Origin of the sequence: Nocardia callitridis, from assembly GCF_039543305.1 — a bacterium.
In the GTDB taxonomy this organism is placed as follows: Bacteria; Actinomycetota; Actinomycetes; order Mycobacteriales; family Mycobacteriaceae; genus Nocardia; species Nocardia callitridis.
Genome location: NZ_BAABJM010000001.1, coordinates 1,513,670 through 1,537,150 on the forward strand (window position 1 = coordinate 1,513,670; position 23,481 = coordinate 1,537,150).

Sequence of the window (23,481 nt, forward strand, 5' to 3'; positions counted from 1 at the left end):
GTGTTTCGGTAGTCGCCGGTGCGGTCAGCGCGGCGCCATGCGCAGTGCGCCGTCCATGCGGAAGGTCTCGCCGTTGAGGTAGTCGTGCCCGATGATGTACTCCGCGAGCTGTGCGTACTCGTCGGGTCGGCCGAGGCGCGAGGGGAAGGGAACGCCCGCTTCCAGGCCCTTGCGGTACTCCTCGGTGACACCGGCGAGCATCGGGGTGTCGATGATGCCCGGCGCGATGGTGTTGACGCGGATACCGAACTGGGCGAGGTCACGCGCGGCGGGGACGGTCATGCCGTGCACGCCACCCTTGGAGGCCGAGTAGGCGATCTGGCCGATCTGGCCCTCGAACGCGGCGACCGACGCGGTGTTGATGACGACGCCGCGCTGGCCGTATTCGTCGACGGTGTCGGTCTTGGCGATCGCGTCGGCGGCCAGTCGCATGACGTTGAACGTGCCGAGCAGGTTCACGGTGATGACGGTGCGGAACAGTTCCAGGTCGTGCGGGCCGTTCTTGGACAGGATGCGTCCTGCCCAGCCGACACCGGCGCAGTTGACCACGATGCGCAGCGGCACACCGGAATCGGCGACCTGGGTGACGGCGGCGGCGACCTCGTCGTTGCTGGTCACGTCGGCCGGAAGGAGGGTGACCCCGGCGGGAACGTTGTCGCCGGCGCGCTCGATCGACTGGGGGACGTCGAGTCCGAAGACCGTGGCTCCCAGTTCGGCGAGACGCTTGGCGGTGGCGGCGCCGAGCCCGGAGGCGCCTCCGGTGACAATGGCGGCGGAACCCGAAATCTCCACGATGGTCCTCTCGTTCGTGACAGCCAGTTGGCCCTTTGTCAAAAGGCACCATAACGGGTCGCGTGGTGTCGTCGCCGCACGACTCCCTGCCCTTGCGTGCGGGGCGAGTGTGTACCCGCGCCCGAAGGGTGGGTCGCAGGCGGACCTCGAGCGGCGGCGACAGTGTCGCGGGCGCGTCGAACTGCGGCTTCGGGCCCTTTTCTTCCGATTGCCGACGGACCTGCTTATTTCGTAATATGAACGCCGTTCGTCAGTGCCCGCGCAGCGTAGATTACTTACGAACAAGTCTGTTCGTAAAATGGTAACGTCGTGCCGCATGAGGCTGTTCTCCGGTGGATCGGTGGCGGGCCGCAAGATTTTGATCACCGGCGCCGCGCGGGGGATCGGTGCGGCGCTGGCCCGCCGATTGCACGCGAGCGGCGCACAGGTCGCGTTGCTCGGACTGGAACCAGACCTGCTCGCCGAAGTCGCACACGAGTGTGGCGAGGCACCGTGGCGCTACTGCGATGTCGGCGATCCCGCGCAAACCGAGCGCAGCGTGCGCACCCTGATCACCGAGCTCGGTGGACTCGACGTGGTGGTCGCCAATGCTGGTATCGCCCGCCAGCTTCCCCTCATCGGCGGCGACTCCACCGTGCTGGAGGAAATGTTGGCGGTGAACGTGCTCGGCGTCTACTACACGCTGCGCGCCGCGGGACCGCATATCAGCCATCCCGGTGGCTACGCCCTGGTCATGTCGGGTCTTTCCGCCGCGGTGAACCTGCCGTTGATCGGGGCCTACAGCGCGTCCAAGGCGGCATCGGAGGCCCTGGGTAAGACGCTGCGGCACGAGATCAAACACACCGGTGCGAAGGTCGGCATCGCCTATTTCGCCGAACTCGATACCGAGATGACCACCCGCGGCTTCGGCACCGCGGCCGCGCGGCGCATCCTCGGCAGGTTGACCGTTTCCGGTCTGGCGCCGCTCGGACCCGCGATCGACGGCGTCGAGCGCGCTATCGCGCTGCGTCGTCGGCAGGTGGTTTCGCCGTGGTGGGTGGGTATGGTGCTCCCATTCCGGTGGTTCGCGCAGCGGGTGATCGACAACGCCGTCCGCACCGGAGTCCCCGACGCGTTGGCGATCGCTCGCACTGAACAGGTGGCCTTCACCACCGATCAGCCGCCGCGGCCACGCAGAATGGAGCGACAGTCCTGACCGCGAGCGAGCCCGGAGCACACGACATGACCTCACTGGCGACCGGCGTACGTCAGCTGCCCCGCGGTCGCCACGGGCTGCCGCGCGAGCAGGTGGTCGCCTCGCAACGCGATCGCATCCTGTTGGCGATGGCCGAAGCGATGACCGAGCACGGCTACGTCGGCACCTCCGTCGCGGTCATCCTCAAGGGTGCGGGGGTATCCCGCGAGACCTTCTACGAGCAATTCCGTTCCAAACAGGACTGTTTCGAGGCGGCCTACGAGCGGGCGGTGCGCTTGTTGCTCGACCGGATTCGTGCGGCGATCCCGCATTCCGCGCCTATCGAGTCCGACCGGTTGGCCGGAATTCTCGGTGCCTACTTGGAAGGGCTCGCCGCCGAACCAGCGTACGCGCGGTTGTTCCTGGTCGAGGTGTACGCGGTGGGGTCGAAGGCGGTGGTACGGCGCGCGAACCTGCAGGAATCGTTCGCCGCGATGATCGCCGAGGTGCTGGGCGCACGCACCGAGGAACAGCACTTCGCCTGCCGCACCTTGACCGCGGCGATCAGCTCGATGGTCACCGCTCGGATCGCGGTCGACGATCTGGATGGTCTGCGCGCACTGCGGGAACCGTTGCTGAATCTGGTGCGTCGTAGCGGTGCTCTTTACGGCGAAGCCGTGCGCTAGACCTGCGACGCAGCACCACGAACGCCGCACCCGCGACGGCGGGAGCCAGCACCGCCAACCCCGCGCCTGCCAGACCGCTGAGTTCGGGGTCCGCGACGGAGATCAGCGTCATCGAGCCGAAGTACAGGAACAACAGCCCCGAACCGATCCCGATGGCCCGTTCCGGCAGATGCTTGCCGACCAGGATGCCCAGCGCGATCGCCAGCGCGTCCGCGGCGACCATGCCGACCGTCGAGCCGACCCACACCCCCACCCAGTTGTGGTCGGTAGCAAGGGCGGCGGTGGCGAACATGGTGCGGTCGCCGAGTTCGGCGAGCAGAAACGCGGAGACCACGATGAAAAACGGCGCGGCCTTGGCGCGCGGTGCTTCGGGTTCGGCGTCGTCGGCACCGGTCGTGCTGAAATGCTCGCGCAATGTCCAGAGGCCGACACCGAGGAAGGTGAGCGCGGCAACGAGCGCGATCGCTCTGGTGGGCAGTGCCGAACCGAGGAAATAGCCGACCCCGACCGAGAGCACGTGCGCGGCGGCCGACGCCGTGGCGATGCCGCCGAGTACGACCCACCAGCGATAGCGCAGGGCGAAGGTCAAGGCCATCAGCTGGGATTTGTCGCCGAGTTCGGCAAGGAAAACGATGCCGATGCTCAGCATGATGGTGGCGATCATGTGCTGCACTGCTCCCGGATCTTCGGCCGCGTCGGCCGAGAAAACGGGGTGCGTCTTCGGCCGACAACGTCATGGTTGTCTCGGCCGAAGGTCTCGCCCACCGGGTGTCTCCGGTTCGTACAGCCGGGTCCGTCGCGCTGCGGCGGACCAGTATGTCGACTGTGCGATTGCGGGCTACTCCCCTTCGCTACGCACGACTTTACCTGGCAAAGCCACGTGTGCCAACCCGCGGTGCGTGAAAAGCCAATGCGCACAATAAGTTTGGGAATCCACGTGCGAAGTTTCGGTTCGCCTCACGCGGCGAGCAGCATAGCCAGAACCGCGGTATCGGGGTCGCTGATCGGATCGAGACCGACCCGGCTGACCAGGGATGTCACCGTGCCGTCCGACTCGGCTTCCGCCCACGCCGCCCGGTGTTCCAGGCCGAGATGGGGCACGCCGGGCAGCAGCACACAGCCCGAGGCGACGCCGACACATTCCGGCAGCGACGGCCGCGTTTCCGCGGGGGGATGCAGCATCAACAACGCGGCGGGCGTGTGTTCGGCGAACTTTCCCGGCGACAATGCCTGCTCGCCGAGCACCGTGCCCTCGGCGATCACCAGTCCGACGGTGTCCGGCTCCGGGTCGTCGGGGAGTTCTTCCCGCACCCCGAACACGGTCGAGGTGGTCAACAGGCCGGGCAGCGAGGCTACGCGCACCGCGAGGACGAGCACCTGGGCCCATTCCTTCGTGGTGTCGGGCCAGCGGTGGGAAATGATGAAGCCGCGCAGTGTGCCGTGCGCGTGGAACGGTGTGATGCCGATGGGATCATTGGTACGCATCCTGTGCCTCCCGTCGCGGAAGGGGAGGCGTCATCGTCCTCGACGCGGCCTCGCCCGTCCTCGAACTGTGGATTCTCGAGAATGAACCACATTCGACCTGGCACACAAGTACCAAAGAGTGCCAACACGCCCGAAACGGCCGCTGGCGGTGGGTATCCGTGGAGCGCCGAGCACGGAAAACAGCGAACCCGCGAACCGGCGACCGCACGAGGCGGTCGGGTTCGCGGGTTCGAAGAACGCCGCGCGGCTCGAACACGAGCCGCATGCGCGGAATCAGCCGAAGACGAGGCCCTTGCCCTGGCTGACCGCGCGCGCGAAGCGATCCTGCACGTCGGCCCAGTTGACGACGTTCCAGAACGCGGTGACGTAGTCGGCCTTCACGTTCTTGTACTGCAGGTAGAAGGCGTGCTCCCACATGTCGACCTGCAGCAGCGGGATGATGCCGAGCGGCACGTTGGCCTGCTGGTCGTAGAGCTGGAAGGTCAGCAGCTTCTGGCCGAGCGTGTCGTAGCCGAGCACGGCCCAGCCCGAACCCTGCAGGCCGTTGGCCGCGGCGGTGAACTGCGCGCGGAACTTGTCGAACGAACCGAACTGGTCGTCGATCGCCGAGGCGAGCTCGCCGACCGGCTTGTCGCCACCGTTGGGCGAGAGGTTCTTCCACCAGATCGAGTGGTTGACGTGCCCACCGAGGTGGAACGCGAGGTTCTTCTCGTGCAGGAAGATCGCGGCGTGGTCGCCCGCCTCACGAGCAGCTTCCAGCTTCTCGACGGTGGTGTTCACGCCCGCGACGTAGGTCGCGTGGTGCTTGGAATGATGAATCTCGTTGATCTGCCCGGAGATATGGGGCTCCAGGGCGCTGTAGTCGTAGTCCAGATCTGGCAGCGTGTACTCAGCCACGATGTCCCTTCCTAATGTCGGGCTGTGTGCGCTTCGGGAGTTCCCGAGCACACCCAACCATCATTCGTACACCCGCTCGGTACCAACCTGGCCGCGTGCCCCCGCATTCCGCCGCGGCGCTCGCCGACCTGGTCGACCCCGACGTGGCAACCGATTTCGTTCCGGCGAGTACCTCATCGGGCGCATCCGAAACCGCTGGGTATCTCCGTCGGAACGAGACTCCGTCGCCACCGGCGCGAACGGGCTCGGTAGACAGGTAACCCGCCCGCCTACATCGAACCATGTAGCGACACAGCGAACCAGTCGGCGCAACCGGCTGTGGGCGGTGTGCACTGATCGTGCACACCCCGCCCGGGTGGGCGGCCGTGGCCGAGTGCCCTACAGCGGGGGTGTGATTCCTGCGCGCGACGCACGGGGGTCTCCCGCGGCGTGCGCGTCCCACCAGCGCGTACCCCCGGTGACGAATTCGGTGAGCGGCAGCTGACGACCCTGTTCGTCGTGGATGACGATGTTGTCGAACCACACCCGCACATCGAGCTCACGGGGATCGATGCCCTCCTCCTGGGAGAACTCGAGGACGTGTGCGGAAATGTGATCGTCGAGTCTGGTGTCGAAGCTGAGCAGTTCGCCCCACAGCGACCAGCCGCTGTCGTCGAGATCGATGAATTCCCAGCCGTGCAGCCTGCCGCCGCCGAAGCTGCGGATCGACTCGTCGAGTCCGTCCAGCCGCAGCGGCAGGACCGACGGTCGCACGTCGTCCCAATTCTGTTGGCGCAGTGAGGCCGCGACCCGGCTGACGCCGGTGAAGGTGAGCTGGACCCGGAAGTCGTCGGCGGGTTCGCCGGCTTCGGGCACCGTCAGCACCTCGAGCTGCAACCGTAGTTCTGCGGCCTTCGCGTCGACGACGAGTCCGAGGCATGTCGCCTCCGACAGTGCGACGTTCAGACCGGCGGTATCCCTGTTGTCGAGTAGCCCCCTGCTCACGTTCATGCGGCCAGGCTACCGATTCGCACGGTCAGAGCCCGGTATTTGAAATTTTCGCTGGTGTCCTCGTTTCGGAGGGAACCAAACCGCGCGTGCTCACGTCCAAACAGATATCGGAACCCCACCGGCCGCCGTCGACGCGGTGCCGGATCGTTGAACGCTCAGCTGGAGCGTCCGCGCCGGAACTGTCCCGTCGAGGCGGGCAGCGGAGGCGGTTTCGTATCGGCGCGAATGACCGCTCCGGGATGACGTGGAGGGGAGTCCCGGATCGGTCGTTCGCCTCGCCGACGTGACCTGTGGATCAGCCTGTGGATTATGTGGATAACTTCAATCGTGGTATGCGACCGGCAGATTGCCGAGTCGACTGCTCACCCGGTGCTCGCGCGAAGTTGGACGGTAGAACCGCAGGTCACGGCCGCTCCGGTCGGTGCCGCCGCACCGGAGCTGCGCGGTCACCGCATACCCATGGCAGGATCGACAACCGTGACCAGTCCCCAGGTTCCTTCGGTGTCGGTGGACGACGTGCCCGCCAGTTTCGATTCCGTCCAGGTCGATTCCGACGCACCCGCCGCGCAGGGCGCGGTCCGCGCGGTCCTGCTCGACGTGCGCGAAGACGACGAATGGCAGCACGGCCACGCGCCGGGGGCGATCCACATTCCGATGGCCGACGTCCCCGCCCGCACCGACGAGTTGGATCTCGACGCCGACCTCTACGTGATCTGCCGCCAAGGTGGCCGTTCGTTGCAGGTGGTCCGTTATCTCGAACAGATCGGTGTCGAGGCGATCCAGGTCGACGGTGGCATGGTGGCATGGCAACAGGTAGGACGCCCGCTCGTCGCCGACGGCGACCACGCGGCCAAAATTTACTGAGGCCCCCGATCTCCGTCAGGCGAGGGCCGGGGAAAGCCAAGGATCGAGAGAAGCTCAGGATTGAGACCAGCAAAGTGCCCGGTATGAGTGTCAGGCACACGCAAGCCGTGAAGGAGGCCGCGTGAGCACGGTTGTCCAGCCCTGTGCGCGCTGCGGCGCGCGGTGGGCCGTGCAGAAGACACCGATGTACTGGTGCCCGCGTTGCCGCGGTGTGCTGCTCTCACCCGCTTCGATCGACGCTCCCGCCGAACGCCGCAACTACCGCTGGGTGGCACGTCGTCCTGACCAGCGGGTACGACATGCGGTGCCGCCCGCGCCGCAGGACAAGCCCGCGGCGACACCCCGCTACCACGCGACACCGCGGTGGGGGTTGCAGGATCCGCCACCACAGCAGCAGCCAGCCCCCCGTCGCCCACTCGACCGTTTCGTCGGCTGGCTGGGCACCCTGTTGGTCTGGACCGCCGCCATGTTCGGCGTCGCCGCCGTCGCGGAGTTGCTGCGTTACGGCGTCCTGCTGCGCAACCGGACCCGGCTGATCCATCCCGCGGTGCTGTTCTTCTCCGATGCGCTGGTCTTCGTTGCGGGTGTGCTGGCCCTGGTGCTCGCCTTGCTCACCGCGGTGGCCGCGGTGGGTTGGCTGATCGAAACACGGCGCGTCGCCTACGCGCACGCCGGTCGGCTCGACCCGCGTCGGGCGCGTTGGCTGATCGCCGGATGCGTTGTCCCGGTGGTGAATCTGCTGTTGCCCGGGGTTTTCCTCACCGAGTTGGTTGCCGACCGGCCGGATCCCCGGGCGCTGCGCGCGGTCCGGGTCTGGTGGGCCGCTTGGGTTTTCGGTGGCCTGCTCACGGTGGCCGCGCTGTACTGGCGCACCGCCGATTCCCTGCAGGCCAAGGCGGACGGGGTGATGTTCACCGCGTTCGCCGATCTCGTCGCCGCCGGGGTCACCGTGCTGACGCTGTGGGTCATCAGGACGGTCGAGGGCCGCGATCTGCGCGGGCGCGACCGGATCGCGCGCCGGTGGCTCAACGCCGTCGACCCGATGGTGCCGGTCATCGAACCGGTGCACCCGAGTGGGCGCGATCACCGGCGCGCCGAGGAACAGGGGGCGCGGGAATCCGGTTCCGACAACGGGGCCATCGAGCACCCGGCCACCGGTGCGGACGCGGTGGACCATGCGCATGAGGAGGTTATGGCCAAGTGAGCCAGGACAATCGCGCTCCGTTCGTCGTGGCGCACCGGGGGGCGTCGGGGGCGCGGCCCGAACACACGCTCGCCGCCTACGAATTGGCGTTGCAGGAGGGCGCGGACGGGGTGGAATGCGATGTCCGGCTCACCCGTGACGGCCATCTGGTGTGCGTGCACGACCGCACGGTCGACCGCACCTCGTCGGGTACGGGTCTGGTCAGCGAGATGTCGCTGGACGAGCTCACCGCGCTGGATTTCGGCGCCGAGGGCGCGCCGTCTTCGGTGCTCACCCTCAGTGACCTGATCAGTCTGGTGCTCGACTGGCGCAGCAGGCCGACCAAGCTGTTCATCGAGACCAAACACCCGGTCCGCTACGGCGCATTGGTGGAAAACAAGCTGCTCGCCGAATTGCAGCGCTTCGGGATCGCGGCACCCGCCTCGGCTGACCATTCGCGTGCGGTCGTGATGTCGTTCGCCGCGACGGCCGTCTGGCGCATCCGACGTGCCGCGCCGCTGCTTCCGACAGTCCTGCTCGGCGAGTCCTCGCGCTATCTCGGCGGCGGCGCGGCGACCACGGTGGGCGCCACGGCCGTCGGTCCTTCGGTGAAGACGCTGCGCGAGCACCCGGAACTCGTCGACAAGGCCGCGGCCGCGGGGCGAGCCACCTACTGCTGGACCGTCGACGAGCCCGAGGACATCCAGTTGTGCGCGGATCTCGGGGTCAGCTGGATCGCCTCCAACCATCCCGGCCGCACCAAGGCGGTCCTTGGCTCCCGCTGACTCGCCTGCCTGAGCCCTGCCATAGCGGTACCGAAACACCAGCCTGGGTGGAATACGTCCGACTCCGGTGTGACCCGAAAAATGCGGGCAGTCAGGTCAACGAGCTGCCCGGTGTCAGGTTCTCCCTACCGCGGCTGTCGAGTCGTTCCGCGAAGGAACGGTATCGAAGTGCGGCAGCCTATTCGGTGCACGTCCTTGTCCGTGACACCAGAGGCGTTCGCGACCATCGCGACCTCAGCGACCGCGCCGACAACGACGGAAAGGTCCGCACACGCGGATGATCGGTTCGTGTGTGGTCCCCTGCTCGCGAATGCCATGCATGCACACGGTATTTCGGTGATCCGGTCGAGGGTGCCGCGCGCCGAGTAGCCCGTTGGGGTTGCGGGGGTGTCGCGGCGGATAAGCTCACCAGCCGTGGGTAAGAGCAAGCGCAATAGTCCTAAGCCCGGAGGCAACCGGGCAGAGCGTCTCGCCGAGCGGCGTGCGGCGCTGGAACAGGCCGCGCAGACCAACACGCGCCCGTTCGAAGGGTTGGCCGCGGAATGCGATCTGGTCGCGCTACGGGAATTCGTGCCGTCGGCGACCGCCGAGCTGCCGTTGGTCCCCGGTGTCGCCGCCGAACGGCCGGTAGTGCTGGCCACCGTGCTGCCAGGTGCGGTGTCGGCACTGGTGCGCGCCGGTGAGCCGCCCACCGGGTACGTGGGCGTGCAGGTGCAGCATCAGGGCGCCGACCCCGGCGCCGATCTGGCCGCGGGAATCCTCTGGACCCAGTCCGCCGAGCCGGGCGATTCGTTGAGTTCGGTGGAGAGTGTCGCGGGCGGGCCGCGCCTCGCCGACGTCATCGATCCCGCTGCGGCACTGGATCTCACGGTGCACCAGGACTTCGACTGGTGGGTGCCCGAAGGGGTCGACCCCGACCCGCAGGTCGCCGCGACCATCGAACAGGCGAAGCAGGCGATCATGCCGTCGGCGCGGCTCGCACTGGGCGCCGAGACTGTTGGTGCGGCGTGGTGGGTCGACGCCGGTGACAAGGCGCATATCCGGTGGGTGCGTCCCGAGGACGAGGACGCGCTGATGCTCGCGCTGGCACGGCTGCACGCCAACGGTGGTTTGCATCTGGGCGAAGGCTCCCGGTTCGCGGGATCGTTCCGCACCCACGGCCTACTGGTCCCGGTGTTCGATCTCGACCCCGAACAGCACCCCGATGAATTGGTCGCACCGGCAATCGAATTCGATGCGCGACTGGCCGAAGCACTGGCGTCGGACGAACCGACAACAGCGGCGGAACGTCGTTCCCGTGACGGTCTGCGTTCGCGCCAAGTCACCTTGCGCTGAAGTCATTCTGTGCGCTGAATCATTTCTTCGCGTGCGAGTTGAATAGCACACTTCGACGTGAAGTCGGCTGTGTAAGAACGAAAACGAAACGGGCCCGGCTCTGGTGAGCCGGGCCCGTTTTCGGTCGAGGTGGCGCTAGACGCTGCCGCCCGCTGTCGACGGTGCACCGGAAGCGTCACTGGTTCCGCTCATTTCCCTCGCGATGAAATCTTCCAGGTCGAACAGGTTCGACCCGGCACGATCGGCGATGGTGAGCAGCGTCGTCATATTGGCGACCTCCTCCACCTGCTCCTTGAGGAACCATTGCATGAACTGTTCGCCGAGGTAATCGCCCTCTTCGCGAGCCGTGCTCGCCAGCTGAATGATCTGGTCGGTCACGGTCTTCTCCTGCGCGAGCGCCAAGGCGATCGGTTCGCGGGCATTCTCGAAGTGCGACTGCGCGCCCTCGATACCGGTCAGATCGACGCTGATATCGCGATCGAGGAAGTACTGCACGATCATCATCGCGTGGTTGCGCTCTTCCACGGCTTGCTTGTAGAAACGCTTCGCCAGCTGCGGCAGATCCGCATTGTCGAACCACACCGCGATGGCGATGTACTGATGTTCGGCATTGAATTCATGCCTGATCTGATCGTGCAGCAGGCTGTGGAATTTGCTTCGTGGGGAATCTGGATGGCTGGACATGACAGCGAGATTAGCGCTGGTCAAAGCGCTTGTCATCCAAGTGCAGCCTTATTGAAGCCAGCATTGCCTAACTTTGTTTAGGCAGTGCTGGGTTATTGAATTCGCGCCGTACCCGCCATTTTCGGGGCCGTATTGCCAGAATTATCGGCGGTTCCAGGAACGGGAAGTTCACGCGCCACGAACTCCTCGACGTCGAACAGATTGCCTTCCGAGCGATCGAGCACGGTCAACAGCGTCGACAACGACGCCACATCCTCGATCTGGCGCTCGAGGAACCACCTGATGAACTGTTCGCCCAGATAATCTCCGGAATCTCGGGCGACGCGCGCCACCCCGGAAATCTGCTCGCTGCGCGTCTGTTCGTCGGCCAGCAATACCGCGACGGCGGCGCGTGGCGAATCGAACGTGGACCGGATCTCGCCGAGTCCACCGACCGCCACCTCGTCGTCGCGATCGAGCAGGTGGCGCACCATCCGCAGGGCGCGAGCGTGCTGCTCATTGGATCGGCCGTAGCAATGCTGCGCCAACCGAGGCAGTCGCTTCGAATCGAAATACACCGCCGCGCACACGTACTGGTGCGCCGCGGTGAACCCGCGACGGATCTGCGTCTGCAACGCGGCGGTAAAGGGTTGGGCTGCTGCGTTATCCGGCATACCCCCGACGCTACCTACTTCGTCAACAGGTCGTCCGGAATTGCCTGATCCTTGGCCAACGCATCGAAGAAGGGACTGGCCTGCTCGCTGTCCCACAGCAGCACATTGCCGCTGTCGGTGTCCTCGAAGCCGCCGATCGGGACCGTGGTCGCCACGGTCTCACCCCGCATCGCCCACCCGAGCATCGCCAGGTCCCAGATGTGATCCTTCTGGTCGACCTTCAATGAGCCCGCGATATCGCGTGCCAGCGGCCACAGGGTGAACGGGTTGGCCAGAGTGCCCGCACTGGACACCTTCTTCAGCAGTGCCTCCATGAACAGGCGCTGATGATTCATCCGGTCGACGTCTGCCATGGCGGTAGCCCTGCTGCGCACGAAACCGAGCGCCTGCGGGCCGTTCAGCGTCTGGCAGCCCGCGGCGAGGTTGATCCCGGCGAGCGGGTCGTCGATCGGCTCGGGGACGCAGATATCGATACCGCCGAGGGTGTCGACCACCCCGGCGAAGCCGCCGAAGCCGATCTGCGCGTAATGGTCCAGATGCACGCCGGTCGCGTTCTCGACGGTTTGTACCAGCAGTTGTGGGCCGCCGATCGCGAACGAGGCGTTCAGCTTGTCCTTGCCCTGACCGGGGACATCGACGTAGGAGTCGCGGGGCAAGCTGACCATCGTGGTCTTGCCGCCGGAGCTGGGCACGTGCACGAGCAGGATGGTGTCGGTGCGTTCCGGGCCGACGTCGCCGCCGGTGGACAACTCCTGGGTCTGATCCTCCGACAGGTCACCTCGACCGTCGGAGCCGACCAGCAACCAGTTCGTCCCCGGCGTATCGCCGACCCGCCCGCTGTAGCCCGCCAGCGCGGGAATTCGGTGGAGCGAACGGTCCAATTGCACGACCGCGCCCACCGTGGCCAGCACCAGGACGAGTACCAACACCAGGAACCAACGGAAGGGGTGGCGCTTGCGCCGCCGACGCGGCGGCGGCTCGGGACGACGGGCCCGCGGCGGGCCGTCCTGCGGCGGGCCGGGAGGCGGGCGCCGACGCCCTGGCGGCGGTGGGTCCTCGCGGTAGGGCACCGGACGTTGTGTCGGCGCGTGCGTCGGTGGTGGCTGCTTGGGTGGCGGCGGGGGTCGCCGCGGTGGGACCTGCTGTGGGGGCGCCTGCGAATAGGCCAGCGGTGGTGCTTGCCTACCGTCGCGGCGCAGCACCTGCGTCGGTTCGATCTGGGGTGGCTGTCCACCCGGCATCGGTCGGGGGCCTTGGCGCCGCATCGGCGGCGGGCCCGGCCGACCAGGCGGCGGCGGAACCCGGCGCGCGCGCGCGTAGTGCTGGGGGTCGTCGCCGTTCATCATTGAGACTCTACTTATCGCCGGCCGCCGCGAGCGATTGCGCGGTGCGGGTACGTGGTGACGAGCGGGCGCGATGTCCCACGGTCATGACATGTTCTGTTGCTCACTGGAAATTCGTCCGCCACGGGGACTCGTTAGCACCCCGACGGGGAACAGTTGCGTCACGAAGCGGTGCGCGTCGCCGCCTGAGTCGCGTGGTGACGCTCGGGCAACCGCACAAAGTAGGGCTACCCGCAACGGCAAGTACCCGATCAAGGCAGCCAGGAAACGTGTTCGTGCAGTGCCGTATACCCGAGGTAGGCCACCGTATCGATGCAGGCGTGCGCGATGATCAACGGCCACAGCCGATTCGAACGCTGCCAATACCGTCCGAACACCACGCCCATCACCAGGTTTCCGAGCCCGCCGCCCACGCCCTGATACAGGTGGTAGCTGCCGCGCAGCAGTGCCGAGGCCGCCAGCGACGTGTTCTCCGACCAGCCGAGTTTGCGCAGCCTGGTGATCAGATAGGCGACCACCACCACCTCCTCGGCCACCGCGTTCGCCCACGCCGCCAAGATCAGCGCGGGTAGTCGCCACCAGTGATCGCCGAGCGAGGCGGGCACGATCGTCACACTCATCCCGAGCGTGTGCGCCACCAGATACAACGCCAGACCGGGCAGGCCGATCACCGCCGCGAGAACAACACCGGGTAACACATCCGAACGCCACCGCACCCGCCTGGCCAGCCCGACCATTCGCGGACCGATCTCGCTGCGCCACAACAGATACAGCGCCAACGCCGCCCACCCGGCCAGCCGCAGCACACTCAACAGCTGAAACAGCAGATCGATCGTCGACTGGGTGGCGCGCGACGGATTCAGCGCGACGGTCTGCCCGCCGATCCCTCCCGGCGCCAACGCACTCCGCACCAGCGAAAGCGCGGCCGAAAGCCCACTGAACCCGAAGGTGACCACCAGTACGACACCGATTTCGAGCTTGATCCCGAACCGCTCGCGCTCGGTCACCGCTGGCTCGGCGTCGGATTTGCCCATGCGTCGAATCTATTGCTTCGGCGTTGGCGCTCGCACAGGCGCGGCACCGCCGGTGCTGCGTGGCCGCGAGCCTGTCGGACGGTTGTCGGTCGATGAGCCGCCGCACCGAATCCCTTGCCCGGATGATCCCCGGGCAGTTCAGTGGACTGTGTCGTGAACTGTCATCGGGGTCGTCGGTCGTGCTGCGCGTCGATCTGCCGATCACCGATTTCCACATCGATGACGGCGATGGAGTCGTCGGATCTTGCTCGATTCGTCCTGGTCGGGGCGCACCGTTGGCGGGCAGGGGGACTGCCGGGCCGAGGGCAAGCGTCAGGTGCTGAGGTGTGGCCAGAAGCCCGAATCAGTCGCCGAATAGCCGCTGATCATGTTGCGGGCCGAGAGTAGCCACTGGCGGACGTAACTGACTCGGCGAGCGGGACGAGCGACTGAGTTCGCGGCTGCGGGCAATATCGCGGGCGGGCCTTCCGTCGCTGTCGAACCCACCAGGAATCGCGGGCATGTTTTGCGGAGAAAGGGTTCTGAGCGGCGGTCTCTGCCGCTCGCCTTGTGCACTGTGCCGATGCTGGCCTCGATCCAAGCATCGCCGGATCGTCGCGACCGCGTCCGGTCGAGAATCCCCAGCAGGGTCGGTTGGGCAGGTCTTTCGGAAGCGATAGCGGCCCAGGCACTTCCCGGGTAACGCTGCGTGCGGTAACGCTGTGCTGCTCAGATCCGCCGGATGCCGTTACGGAAGGGGCAGCCCACCAGGAGTCGGACAGCGCGGCCCAGTGCCTCGATATCGTCGGCGGGGGCGCTGAAGGGCAGGCGGACATCGTGGTCGCCGTCGACGCCTTCGACGCGCAGGGTGAGGCCGTAGCGGTCGATGGCCAGCGGGTGCACGGTGCCGTGTTGTAGCCGGGGTGGCAGGTGGCGAGTCAGTTGCGCGACGACGTCGGCGTGGTCGGTGTCCATGTGCTGGAGCCAGTCGGATTCCATCGCGCAGAACGGATCCGGCTCGGCAAGACGCAATTCGTCGGCGTCGACGGCCTCCGCGCCGGAGGAGTCGGCGATCACCGCGGAATCGATCACCAGGCGCAGCAGGATGGCGCCGTGGCCGACGTCGAGCAGGTCGGGGTGCGGGTTCTTCTCGGCGATCTCCCCGGCGAGATCGCGCTGATCGCATTCGGGGACCGCGCGAATCTTGCCGCGCAACCACACCAGGGCGCGCACGGATTCGCGTAGGGCCAGGGGTGCGTGATCGGTGAGTTCCAGTACCGCGGGGGAGCCGCCGACGTAGGTGTGCCTGGTCAGTACCGCGGCGATCGACGTGACCGGTACCGCGATCACCGCGTCACTGCCCCTGAGGTAATGCACGGAGGTCGGCGTCGGGTCGATACCTGGCAACGCGAGCACGGCTTGCTGCGCGTGCACACACGCGCTGCGCACCTGTTCGGCGGTGGACGGTGCGACGGTCTGGGTCGGACGCGGCATGCGAACCTCCGTGCTGATCGGGCCGGTGCCGCTTCGCGGCGGCACTACTTCGCGCGGCGGCGGGCCGCTTCTCGAATGATTAGGTTACCCTAAGCTAAGTGATGGCACGGTGATTCGCAACCGTTATCGCCAGCGTGATTCTCGAAATCCGCGAACGATGTCATGGCAGATCGGCGACGACCGCCGCCCCGCTGCCGGCTGTAGCTGAGCAACGTCCGGTCGAGCCGTCACCGCGATCGGCCACACGCCCGACGGTGCAGCACAGGCGATGTTCGCCGACGGTTCCTCAACGAGCGGTGATTTGCTGGTGGGTGCGGATGGCACACATTCGGTGGTGGCTCGTCATCTCGCTGCCGAGCACGAGATTCGGTCGAAGCGAATCGATCCCCAATGCCTCGCGCGCGAGTGCTCGACAATGGCAGGTGGGCGAAGCTGGGGAGGTCGTGGGGGTTGTTACGGTGAATTCGTGGGCGAGAACGCAGGTGTTGCGCGGGCCGCGGTCATGCTCGAGTTGAGTGTGCCCGCGCGGCGGAGTTTGGTGCTGGATCTGGTGGGGCCGATCGGATCCGGCCCGGCCGGGGTGCCGGTGCTGGATCTGGACGAGAGGGAGTCGGTCACCGAGTCCCTGCCCGGTCGACCCGACGGTGTCGAGACCGCGCGGACGCCGGGGACCGAGACCGTGTGGGCGGCCGGACCGGGGGCAGAATCGAGCTCCGCGGTCGTGTCAACCACACGTGCCGACAGCGATCCTGGCGCACGAACCGGACCCGCCGAGTCTGCCCGGGTCGAAGTGATTGCCGCTGAAGATGATTCGACGATCGCCGACTTCTTGGCCGGTATCGCGCACGCGGACACCGGATTCATCGCCCGAACCTCGTCCGGCGCACGCGCGGTCGCGATCGTGGCCGCCACCACGGCGGCACTGTGCGGCGACGACATTCGCGAGGCGCTGACCCGCCCCGACCTCGAGTTCTCGAGATCACTGCGCCCACCCGCCGTCGAAGCGGTCCGCAACGTCCTGCTCGGCATCGAAACCACGGCCCCCGACGACATCGCCCGTGCCCTCGCCGCCCTGACTCCCAAGCCCCGTTGAGTCGCTTCGGCCGTGTTCTTGCTGTCCTGTTTTCGGGTCTTGTTGAGTTGTTTCGGCCGTGTTCTTGCTGTCCTGTTTTCGGGTCTTGTTGAGTCGCTTCGGCCGTGTTCTTGCTGTCCTGTTTTCGGGTCTTGTTGAGTCGTTCCGGCCGTGTTCTTGCTGTCCTGCTTCCAGGCCCCGTTGAGTCGCTTCGGCCGTGTTCTTGCCGCCCTGCTTCCAAGCCCCGTTGAGTCGTTCCGGCCGTGTTCTTGCTGTCCTGTTTTCGGGTCTTGTTGAGTCGCTCCGGCCGTGCTCTCGCCGCCCTGCTTCCAAGCTCCGTCGAGGGCCATCCCAGCTGAATCTCGGCGCGGCTCCCGAACTCCCGGAGCCGCGCCGAGATCAACAGGCGGTCTCGATCGGCGGCCCGGGCGTGTGTCCCGGTGATCGTGAAATCCCTGGGAGTTGGTCGACCTCGGGAGATCGTTGGGTCAGCCGTGTTACTGCGCAGCAGGGACGTTTGGCGCGGCGCGAAGTGGGACGAGTGGTTGGTGTGGGTGGTGACCGACTCTCGTTGCGGTAGCGCGTCGGTAACTCTGTGAGTGCGCGGAAATTGCCTGCCGCCGCAGTGGCATCGAGGTGGCATGGCAGACGAGGCGGAACACGGTCGGGGTGACACAAGTACTGTCGTAACCGTGCCGCGTATCGCGTACTTCGGGCCGTCGGGAACCTTCACCGAGATGGCCCTCGCCGAACTGGAATCCTCGGGGGCCTTCGAAGGCCGGGTCGAGCGAATAGCCGCGCCCAGCCAAGGTGGCGCTCTCGAATTGGTCCGTTGCGGTGATACCGACGGGGCGGTGGTGCCGATCGAAAGCTCTGTCGAGGGCTCCATCTCCTCGACGCTGGACTCGCTCGCGGCCGGAGCGAGGCTGCAGATCGTGGCCGAGACCGAGTTGGCGGTCAGCTTCACGATCGTCGCCAATCCCGGCGTCGGACTGGCGGATGTACGTACTCTCGCCGCCTACCCGGTGGCGGCGGCGCAAGTACGCGAATGGGTCGCGCGCGAACTGCCCACCGCGCAGCCGTTTACCTCGGCGTCGAACGCCGCGGCCGCCGAGGACGTGGTCGCCGGGCACGCCGACGCCGCGGTCTCGACCGCACTCGCCGGTGCCCGCCTGGGTTTGACCACTCTGGCATCGGGTGTCGCCGACGTCGAGCAGGCGGTTACCCGATTCGTGCTGGTAACCCGCCCGAGGGTTGCCCCGGCGCCGACCGGTGCCGACCGCACCTCGATCGTGCTGCAATTGACCAACGAGCCGGGTTCGCTGATGCGCGCGTTCGCCGAGTTCGCCACCCGCGGAATAGATCTCACCAGAATCGAATCGCGACCCACCCGCACGGGTTTGGGAACCTACCGTTTTTATCTCGACTGTGTCGGCCACATCGATGACGCGCCGGTCGCCGAAGCACTCAAGGCACTGCATCGCACGGCGCGCATCCGGTTCCTCGGGTCGTGGGCGGCGACCTCGTCGACCGGAACACCACCGCCCTCGGACGAGGCGGGCGCGCAGTGGCTCACTCAGCTACGAAAGGGAGTGGCGGATCTATGACCGGGAAATTGATCTTGGTTCGGCATGGCGAAACCGAGGGAAATGTCGCGCAATTGCTGGACACCAAAGTGCCGGGGCTGCCGCTCACCGAGCGTGGCGCGGCGCAGGCCAAGGCGTTCGGTGAGAGCTTGTCCTCGGTGCCGGTAGCGCTGTTCTGTTCGGCGGCCCTGCGCGCACGCCAGACCGCTGGCTACATCGAGGCGGCGACCGGGGTGCCGGCGACAGTGCTGGAGAACCTGCAGGAAGTGCAGGCTGGTGACTGGGAAGGCTGGCGCGGCGCGGCGGCCCACGAGTCGTTCCAGCGGATCTACCGCGCGTGGCACGACGGTGACCTGGACGCCGAGGTGCCCGGCGGCGAGTCGGGACACGAGGTGCTCGCCCGATTCCTCCCGGCGATCGAACAGCTACGGCAGCGGTATTTGACCCCCGAAGCGATTGCGGCCCAATCGAATCCCGGTGACGTGCTGTTGGTGAATCACGGCGCGGCGATCAGATTGGTGACCAGAAATCTGGCCGACGGTGTGACCCCACCGTTCACCACCGACAACCGCTTGGACAACACCGAGACCGTCGAGCTGGTGCCACTCGCCGACGGTCGCTGGGAATGCGTCCGGTGGGGGCAACTCACCCCACCGTTCGGTACGAAGGAAGCACACACCCCCGACGACCCGATGGGGTAACTCGCGGGATCGAGACCTGCGGCGGTGGGCCGCGCGCGGTATTGGCGGAGCGCGGTGCGGGATTCCCACGTTTGATCCGTACTCTCAGCAGGATCAGGCGCGGCGGCCTTCCTGTCTGCGCCCACTGACTTTGGGGTGTCAGCTCACCCGCTGGGGCGTTCGGTCGTGCGTACGGGGCGAGTGGATGCCCGAGGCCCGGACGCCGAATGGTCAGGCGTGTACCAGCTCTGGGACCTGTCGGGCTTACCCGGATGGTCGGGTCGTTCGCCAGGATCGCTGTCAGCGCGTGTGGTTGACGCGACTGCGGAGTTCGGATTCCGCCCCCGGTCCGGCCGCCCACACGGTCTCGGTCCCCGGCGTCTGCGCGGTCTCGACACCGTCGGGTCGACCGGGCAGGGACTCGGTCGTCGCCTTCCGCCCCCGGTCCGGCCGCCCACACGGTCTCGGTCCCCGGCGTCTGCGCGGTCTCGACACCGTGGGGTCGACCGGGCAGGGACTCGGTCGTCGCCTCGGATCGGTGGAGCGGATCGGTGGAGCGTGGCGGTTTGCCCGAGCGCCGATACCGGTCGACCCGCGCCGACCGACCACCGCGCCGACCGACCACGGCGGAGCGGTGGTCGGCCTCAGGCGAGGGTGGGGTTGCGGGGGAACTCCTCGCGATCGGGGAGACCGTTGATCAGATCGAGCAGTGCGATGCGTAGGCGAGCATTGGTGCCGCTGCTGAACGACGTCCACTTGACGTCGTCGTCGGATTTGCTCGCGGTAGCGATGAATCGTCCTGCGCGCGTGTTGAAGATGGTGATGTGGTTGTCGGCGACATCGCGGGTGCCGTCGCCGTAGATCACGCCGACGATCTCGGCGTGTGAATGGCACGCCACCATCGCCGAGGCGATGGCCTGCGCGTCGTGTGCGGGGGTGCACACCTTGTTGAGCCGGCTCAGCGTCGCCGCGGCGTCTCCCGCGTCGTCGAAGATCGGCACCAATTCCTCGGTGGGTGCGTTCATGCCCATCAGTTCCAGCGGTTCCGCGGGGCCGAGTGCGCTGATCAACGGTCCGGGAAGATCTTCCCCGGCCTCATCGATCACGTACGAATGTGGGCCGCGCATGGCGGTGGTGATGATGTCGTCGCCCTTCGCCACGCACATCCTGCTCATTTGTCCTTCGACCATCAGTCGCAGCGCGACCACCCAGTGCGGGCGGTACAGCCCCCGCAGCCGGGCCTCGAGTTCCGGGTGCAGTTCGCCGCGGAACAGCAACTCGCGGTCGACGAGTTGCTCTTCCGCCGCGTTCATCGCCCGGTCGTGGTCGGTCTCGTTGTCGTAGCGCCCGATCGCGTTGAGCACGACCGGAAGCTCGTCGAGTTGCAGCTTCTCCATGAGGAACTGCATCTCGTCGAGCGAGAGAACGACCGACGCGAGCATCGAAGGTCCGGTGCCCGCTCCGAGCACCGTCACTTACCGGCGCCGGAGAAGTCGGCCCCGATCACTCCGTCGGCAGCGGAGCGGCCGTCGTTGAAGTGCTCGGTCGAACGCAAGTAGTCGTTGCCCTTGTGTTCGCCGTCGTCTTCGCCGTCGCTGCGAGCCTGGTTGCCGAGCAACGGGTTGCCGCCGGAGCCGCCGGCGGGCCGGACCGGCGCGCCACCGTTCTGGTTGACCACGACGTTCTCGGGAACCGTTGCGGTGCTCGGGTTACCACCGGACGGCGCTCCCCAACCTTCGGGGAATTTCGCCGAGCCGTTGAAGTTCGACAGGCCGCTTCCGGTGCCCATCGCCGCCGAGCGTGTCCCCGCGGCCCCCATGCCAGCCATACCGAGCCCGCCCATGCTGATCCCAGGGCTGGAAACAGCGGGGCTGCTGGTGACGGCGGAGATCGCGTTGGATCCGATGCTGCTCGCGGTGGACACGCCGCCGGTGGCGACCGTGCCCGCGACGTTCGCCGCCTGGGTGGCACCGCTCACGACCGCGGGGTTGTTCGCGATCGCACCCGCGGCACCCGCCACCGCGGAGATCGGGTTGCCGCCGAAGGCTTCCTCGACGGGACCCTGTGCGGCCGAGCCCGCGCCGTTGGCGATCGGCGGCGGCATGAGGAAGTCGGCGGGGACGGCCACCATCGCGCTGGTCGCCGCCTCGTAGGTTTCCATGACGAGGGCGGCGCGAAGATCGATCGCGGCCTTCGCGGCCTCGGCGATTTCCGCGGTGCCGTTGAGCATGCCGCCGGTGGTATGTGCCGCCACGCGCGCGGTCTCGGCCGCGGCGATCTCGGGTGGGCTAGGCATGACCAGCGAGGCGATCGTGTACGCCGTGACATTGGCGGTCGCTTTCGCGGCCAAGATCCCCGCCTGCACGCCCTGCTGCTCAGCCCACCCGGTGAAGCCGGTGAGCCGGCCGATCACCGCGAGTCCGTTGACACCCTGCATACCGACGCCGAGTTCAGCCATGACGCGGACCACCGTCGCGGTCGCGTCGACCCACGCCGCGGTGAGCAGCCCCCATGCGCCGCCTGCCGCGGCGATGGGAATCGCGTGCGCGCCGCTGTAGAGCGTGGCGCAATTCACTTCCGCTGTGCGGGGCAGCCAGACCACCCCGGTGATTCCTGCGGTCATCCTTGTATCTCCCCTTTAGTTTTCTAGGTAGGCGCGGATATCCGCAGGCTCAGCCGATGGTCCCGGTGACCGCACTGATGCCGATCGAGCGAACCACGTCTTCGCCGATATGCGTTGCCAGCTGTTGACGTAGCGTCGCCGCGGCATGGTGCAGCTCGAGAATCCCCTGGGCCACGGCGTTGTCGTGGGTGAGCGCGGCACGGTTGAAGTGCTCGGCGGCGAGGAGCGAGACCTCTTCCGCGCCGGAGGGAATGACGTGCGTCGCGGCACCGCTCAGTGCGGACGCGGCGGCGAGCCGCTCGGCGACCAGATCGAGCTCCGCCGCGGCGGCGAGGACGACTTCGGGCTGTATGGATACGTGGCCAACCATTACTCGACTCCTTCTAGTGGCAGCAGTTGGGCGGAACCACGAGAATTCCCCCTGCAAGTGATAGGACGCGACACCTCGGCGTTCGGTTCCATCAGTTCCCCTAATTTTCTTACGGTTTCACCCCAACCGCAACAGCACAGTCCTCGGCTGGGTAAAGGCTAACCCCATCCCAGCTCATGAAGGCGGTCTTCGTCAATCCCGAAATAGTGTGCTATCTCGTGGATCACGGTAATCGCCACCTGTTCCACCACCTCGTCGTCGTCGGCGCAGACCGCCAAAATGGTGTCGCGATAGATGGTTACGGTGTCGGGGAGGGCGCCCCCGTACTGGCTGTCGCGCTCGGTGAGCGCGATGCCGTGATAGAGGCCGAGCAGGTCGGGTTCCTCAGGATTGCGCGGCTCGATCAGAATCACCACGTTGTCGATAGCACGGGTGAGCTGCGAGGGGATCCGGTCGAGCGCATCGCCGACGAGCTCCTCGAATCTGGCCTCGGACATGGCGACTGGCATCGGTGTCGCTATCTTGGTTCGGGCTGCGGTGGCAGCGGTGCGGCGCCGGGCAACGGTGTTGGCGTGCTGCGCCCGCTGTGCGGCGGCGGCACCGGTGCCTGACCATTGATCAGGATTTCGCCCTTGGCCGAACCGGTGATCGGCGCGAAACCCTCTTGGTCGGCGCCCTTGCCGACCATGCAGTCCAGTTTCCTGCTTCCGGCCAGCCAGCTGCGCGCGTCCAGGTAGTCGAAGAACAGGGTGAGCGTCTTGTCCTGGATGACCTCGGGGCCACCGAGATAGTCCGAGGCGGTGCGCTGGCACTCGTCCTGCATGTACCTGTCCTGGTCGTCCTTGCTCGGCGGGCCTCCGCTGAACTGGGTGCCGAGATCGATGGTCGAGACGATCTCGACCGCGTGCTCCTGCACGCAATCGACCGGGTCGGTGGGCAGATTCTGGTTGATGCCGAGGCACACGCCCGGCTGGTAGATCTTCGACTGATCGTGTTGGGTCGCGCTGCCCGTCGTCGCGGGCGTCCCCGCGTTGGCCGACCATTGCAGCCCGCAGCGCAGCGTGCGGTCGCCGTGCTGCCAGCCGTCGGCGCTCGGATACATGAGCCCGACGACGTACCTGCCGCGCGGATCGAAGGTTCCGCCCATGTACTGCTGCACGGCGGGCACGCAGTGTTCTTCCTTCAACTCCGTCAGTCGCAACGAGTCGGGGAACGGTGAGCTCGGCCCGAATTCCTTACCGGGATACCGCGACATGTCGATATCGGCGGCGACCTCGAACATGTGCTGGGTCTCGCAGTTGACCTTCACCAGATCGGAGCGGTCCGGCTTGGTCCAGGACAGGCAGTCACCACTGGCCGCCGTGCCGAACTCCTTGTCGATGAGCGCGATTCCAGGCCCCGCGGGGCCGTGCGCCTCCAGGCCCTTGTCGTTGTTGAACCCGGTGACGAACATCGTGACCAGCGCGGCGGCCACGGCGCCGACGGCGATCGCGAGCAGACCCCAGCGCATCGTGGGTGCCGACAGGTGCAGATCGCGACCGGAACCGCCGCCGCCCGACCTGCGGCCAGCACCGGAACGCGCGGACGACGCACGGCGTGTGGACCGCCCGCGCGGGTTCCGGCCGGACGGCTGCGGGTTCTGGGGGTCATGATCGATGGACATCGCGATCCATCATGGCAGGTGTCACGCACGTGCGGCCAGGACACGGGCTGATCAGCGGTTCGCGTCGCGGCCGTGGCGTCGGTGCCGACGGCGGGCGCGCCGGGCGCCG

The 23,481-nt window shown here is 67.0% G+C and carries 24 protein-coding genes; 9 read left to right on the top strand and 15 right to left on the bottom strand.

What is annotated here, in order from left to right:
• Positions 1 to 24 precede the first annotated feature (24 nt).
• Entirely contained in the window at positions 25 to 792 is a 768-nt protein-coding gene (locus ABEA50_RS06430; protein WP_345494100.1) for an SDR family NAD(P)-dependent oxidoreductase, read from the bottom strand.
• A gap of 316 nt (positions 793 to 1,108) precedes the next feature.
• On the opposite strand from ABEA50_RS06430, the gene ABEA50_RS06435 reads away from it, so the two are divergent.
• Both ABEA50_RS06435 and ABEA50_RS06440 read left to right on the top strand, forming a co-directional pair.
• Positions 1,109 to 1,987: an SDR family NAD(P)-dependent oxidoreductase gene (locus ABEA50_RS06435; RefSeq protein ID WP_345494101.1), complete on the top strand. Its 879-nt coding sequence runs from the start codon at positions 1,109 to 1,111 to the stop codon at positions 1,985 to 1,987.
• A gap of 26 nt (positions 1,988 to 2,013) precedes the next feature.
• Entirely contained in the window at positions 2,014 to 2,652 is a 639-nt protein-coding gene (locus tag ABEA50_RS06440) for a TetR/AcrR family transcriptional regulator (protein WP_345494102.1), read from the top strand.
• Here ABEA50_RS06440 and ABEA50_RS06445 read toward each other — a convergent pair.
• From ABEA50_RS06445 to ABEA50_RS06460, 4 genes are all read right to left on the bottom strand, one after another.
• A complete protein-coding gene (locus ABEA50_RS06445; protein ID WP_345494103.1) occupies positions 2,543 to 3,316 on the bottom strand; it encodes a TMEM165/GDT1 family protein in 774 nt (257 codons plus the stop codon). The two genes, ABEA50_RS06440 and ABEA50_RS06445, sit on opposite strands and share 110 nt — an antisense overlap.
• Before the next feature lie 293 nt (positions 3,317 to 3,609).
• Positions 3,610 to 4,137: a peptidase gene (locus tag ABEA50_RS06450; protein WP_345494105.1), complete on the bottom strand. Its 528-nt coding sequence runs from the start codon at positions 4,135 to 4,137 to the stop codon at positions 3,610 to 3,612.
• A 273-nt stretch (positions 4,138 to 4,410) separates the two neighbouring features.
• Entirely contained in the window at positions 4,411 to 5,034 is a 624-nt protein-coding gene (locus ABEA50_RS06455) for a superoxide dismutase (RefSeq protein WP_345494106.1), read from the bottom strand.
• A 378-nt stretch (positions 5,035 to 5,412) separates the two neighbouring features.
• A complete protein-coding gene (locus ABEA50_RS06460; protein ID WP_345494107.1) occupies positions 5,413 to 6,024 on the bottom strand; it encodes a hypothetical protein in 612 nt (203 codons plus the stop codon).
• A gap of 477 nt (positions 6,025 to 6,501) precedes the next feature.
• Here ABEA50_RS06460 and ABEA50_RS06465 point away from each other — a divergent pair, with 477 nt between their 5' ends.
• The 4 genes from ABEA50_RS06465 (at position 6,502) to ABEA50_RS06480 (ending at position 10,191) form a co-directional block, all read left to right on the top strand.
• On the top strand, positions 6,502 to 6,888 hold the full coding sequence (locus tag ABEA50_RS06465; RefSeq protein WP_345494108.1) for a rhodanese-like domain-containing protein: 387 nt from the start codon (positions 6,502 to 6,504) through the stop codon (positions 6,886 to 6,888).
• A gap of 121 nt (positions 6,889 to 7,009) precedes the next feature.
• Positions 7,010 to 8,092 carry a DUF4328 domain-containing protein gene (locus ABEA50_RS06470; protein ID WP_345494109.1) on the top strand — a complete coding sequence of 361 codons (1,083 nt, stop codon included), beginning with the start codon at positions 7,010 to 7,012 and terminating at the stop codon, positions 8,090 to 8,092.
• Positions 8,089 to 8,856, top strand: coding sequence for a glycerophosphodiester phosphodiesterase (locus ABEA50_RS06475; RefSeq protein ID WP_345494110.1), 768 nt, complete (start codon positions 8,089 to 8,091; stop codon positions 8,854 to 8,856). The genes ABEA50_RS06470 and ABEA50_RS06475 overlap by 4 nt, the downstream gene beginning before the upstream one ends.
• A 414-nt stretch (positions 8,857 to 9,270) precedes the next feature.
• On the top strand, positions 9,271 to 10,191 hold the full coding sequence (locus ABEA50_RS06480) for a DUF5926 family protein (RefSeq protein WP_345494111.1): 921 nt from the start codon (positions 9,271 to 9,273) through the stop codon (positions 10,189 to 10,191).
• A gap of 135 nt (positions 10,192 to 10,326) precedes the next feature.
• On the opposite strand, the gene ABEA50_RS06485 is transcribed toward ABEA50_RS06480, so the two are convergent.
• From ABEA50_RS06485 to ABEA50_RS06505, 5 genes are all read right to left on the bottom strand, one after another.
• The gene (locus tag ABEA50_RS06485; protein ID WP_345494112.1) at positions 10,327 to 10,875 is read right to left on the bottom strand and encodes a ferritin; all 549 of its coding nucleotides are present in this window, start codon (positions 10,873 to 10,875) and stop codon (positions 10,327 to 10,329) included.
• Between the two features lie 92 nt (positions 10,876 to 10,967).
• Entirely contained in the window at positions 10,968 to 11,528 is a 561-nt protein-coding gene (locus ABEA50_RS06490; protein WP_345494113.1) for a ferritin, read from the bottom strand.
• Positions 11,529 to 11,542: 14 nt separating this feature from the next.
• A complete protein-coding gene (locus ABEA50_RS06495; RefSeq protein WP_345494114.1) occupies positions 11,543 to 12,871 on the bottom strand; it encodes an LCP family protein in 1,329 nt (442 codons plus the stop codon).
• A 251-nt stretch (positions 12,872 to 13,122) separates the two neighbouring features.
• The gene (locus ABEA50_RS06500; RefSeq protein WP_345494115.1) at positions 13,123 to 13,905 is read right to left on the bottom strand and encodes a CPBP family intramembrane glutamic endopeptidase; all 783 of its coding nucleotides are present in this window, start codon (positions 13,903 to 13,905) and stop codon (positions 13,123 to 13,125) included.
• Positions 13,906 to 14,613: 708 nt separating this feature from the next.
• A complete protein-coding gene (locus tag ABEA50_RS06505) occupies positions 14,614 to 15,378 on the bottom strand; it encodes a DUF2470 domain-containing protein (protein WP_345494116.1) in 765 nt (254 codons plus the stop codon).
• 466 nt (positions 15,379 to 15,844) lie between these two features.
• Between ABEA50_RS06505 and ABEA50_RS06510 the strand changes: the two genes are divergently transcribed.
• The 3 genes from ABEA50_RS06510 to ABEA50_RS06520 all read left to right on the top strand — a co-directional run bounded on the left by ABEA50_RS06510 (position 15,845) and on the right by ABEA50_RS06520 (position 18,737).
• Positions 15,845 to 16,471, top strand: coding sequence for a hypothetical protein (locus ABEA50_RS06510; protein ID WP_345494117.1), 627 nt, complete (start codon positions 15,845 to 15,847; stop codon positions 16,469 to 16,471).
• Positions 16,472 to 17,142: 671 nt separating this feature from the next.
• Positions 17,143 to 18,057, top strand: coding sequence for a prephenate dehydratase (gene pheA / locus ABEA50_RS06515; RefSeq protein WP_345494118.1), 915 nt, complete (start codon positions 17,143 to 17,145; stop codon positions 18,055 to 18,057).
• Positions 18,054 to 18,737 carry a histidine phosphatase family protein gene (locus tag ABEA50_RS06520; protein ID WP_345494119.1) on the top strand — a complete coding sequence of 228 codons (684 nt, stop codon included), beginning with the start codon at positions 18,054 to 18,056 and terminating at the stop codon, positions 18,735 to 18,737. Before pheA ends, ABEA50_RS06520 begins: the two co-directional genes overlap by 4 nt.
• 623 nt (positions 18,738 to 19,360) lie before the next feature.
• Here ABEA50_RS06520 and ABEA50_RS06525 read toward each other — a convergent pair.
• The 5 genes from ABEA50_RS06525 to ABEA50_RS06545 form a co-directional block, all read right to left on the bottom strand.
• Positions 19,361 to 20,191, bottom strand: a complete 831-nt coding sequence (locus ABEA50_RS06525) for an ESX secretion-associated protein EspG (protein WP_345494120.1) — start codon at positions 20,189 to 20,191, stop codon at positions 19,361 to 19,363.
• Positions 20,188 to 21,339, bottom strand: coding sequence for a PPE domain-containing protein (locus tag ABEA50_RS06530; protein WP_345494121.1), 1,152 nt, complete (start codon positions 21,337 to 21,339; stop codon positions 20,188 to 20,190). The genes ABEA50_RS06525 and ABEA50_RS06530 overlap by 4 nt, the downstream gene beginning before the upstream one ends.
• Before the next feature lie 49 nt (positions 21,340 to 21,388).
• A complete protein-coding gene (locus tag ABEA50_RS06535) occupies positions 21,389 to 21,709 on the bottom strand; it encodes a PE family protein (RefSeq protein ID WP_345494122.1) in 321 nt (106 codons plus the stop codon).
• Between the two features lie 158 nt (positions 21,710 to 21,867).
• On the bottom strand, positions 21,868 to 22,218 hold the full coding sequence (locus tag ABEA50_RS06540) for a metallopeptidase family protein (protein WP_345494123.1): 351 nt from the start codon (positions 22,216 to 22,218) through the stop codon (positions 21,868 to 21,870).
• Between the two features lie 8 nt (positions 22,219 to 22,226).
• The gene (locus ABEA50_RS06545) at positions 22,227 to 23,372 is read right to left on the bottom strand and encodes a septum formation family protein (protein WP_345494124.1); all 1,146 of its coding nucleotides are present in this window, start codon (positions 23,370 to 23,372) and stop codon (positions 22,227 to 22,229) included.
• Positions 23,373 to 23,481 lie beyond the last annotated feature (109 nt).

Bases quoted from the DNA above. Each gene is read 5' to 3' on its own strand.
- ABEA50_RS06485 (WP_345494112.1), bottom strand. From the start codon at position 10,875: ATGTCCAGCCATCCAGATTCCCCACGAAGCAAATTCCACAGCCTGCTG.
- ABEA50_RS06445 (WP_345494103.1), bottom strand. From the start codon at position 3,316: ATGATCGCCACCATCATGCTGAGCATCGGCATCGTTTTCCTTGCCGAA.
- ABEA50_RS06450 (WP_345494105.1), bottom strand. From the start codon at position 4,137: ATGCGTACCAATGATCCCATCGGCATCACACCGTTCCACGCGCACGGC.
- ABEA50_RS06530 (WP_345494121.1), bottom strand. From the start codon at position 21,339: ATGACCGCAGGAATCACCGGGGTGGTCTGGCTGCCCCGCACAGCGGAA.
- ABEA50_RS06495 (WP_345494114.1), bottom strand. From the start codon at position 12,871: ATGAACGGCGACGACCCCCAGCACTACGCGCGCGCGCGCCGGGTTCCG.
- ABEA50_RS06490 (WP_345494113.1), bottom strand. From the start codon at position 11,528: ATGCCGGATAACGCAGCAGCCCAACCCTTTACCGCCGCGTTGCAGACG.
- ABEA50_RS06460 (WP_345494107.1), bottom strand. From the start codon at position 6,024: ATGAACGTGAGCAGGGGGCTACTCGACAACAGGGATACCGCCGGTCTG.
- ABEA50_RS06535 (WP_345494122.1), bottom strand. From the start codon at position 21,709: ATGGTTGGCCACGTATCCATACAGCCCGAAGTCGTCCTCGCCGCCGCG.
- ABEA50_RS06435 (WP_345494101.1), top strand. From the start codon at position 1,109: ATGAGGCTGTTCTCCGGTGGATCGGTGGCGGGCCGCAAGATTTTGATC.
- ABEA50_RS06440 (WP_345494102.1), top strand. From the start codon at position 2,014: ATGACCTCACTGGCGACCGGCGTACGTCAGCTGCCCCGCGGTCGCCAC.
- ABEA50_RS06545 (WP_345494124.1), bottom strand. From the start codon at position 23,372: ATGTCCATCGATCATGACCCCCAGAACCCGCAGCCGTCCGGCCGGAAC.
- ABEA50_RS06520 (WP_345494119.1), top strand. From the start codon at position 18,054: ATGACCGGGAAATTGATCTTGGTTCGGCATGGCGAAACCGAGGGAAAT.
- ABEA50_RS06505 (WP_345494116.1), bottom strand. From the start codon at position 15,378: ATGCCGCGTCCGACCCAGACCGTCGCACCGTCCACCGCCGAACAGGTG.
- ABEA50_RS06500 (WP_345494115.1), bottom strand. From the start codon at position 13,905: ATGGGCAAATCCGACGCCGAGCCAGCGGTGACCGAGCGCGAGCGGTTC.
- ABEA50_RS06540 (WP_345494123.1), bottom strand. From the start codon at position 22,218: ATGCCAGTCGCCATGTCCGAGGCCAGATTCGAGGAGCTCGTCGGCGAT.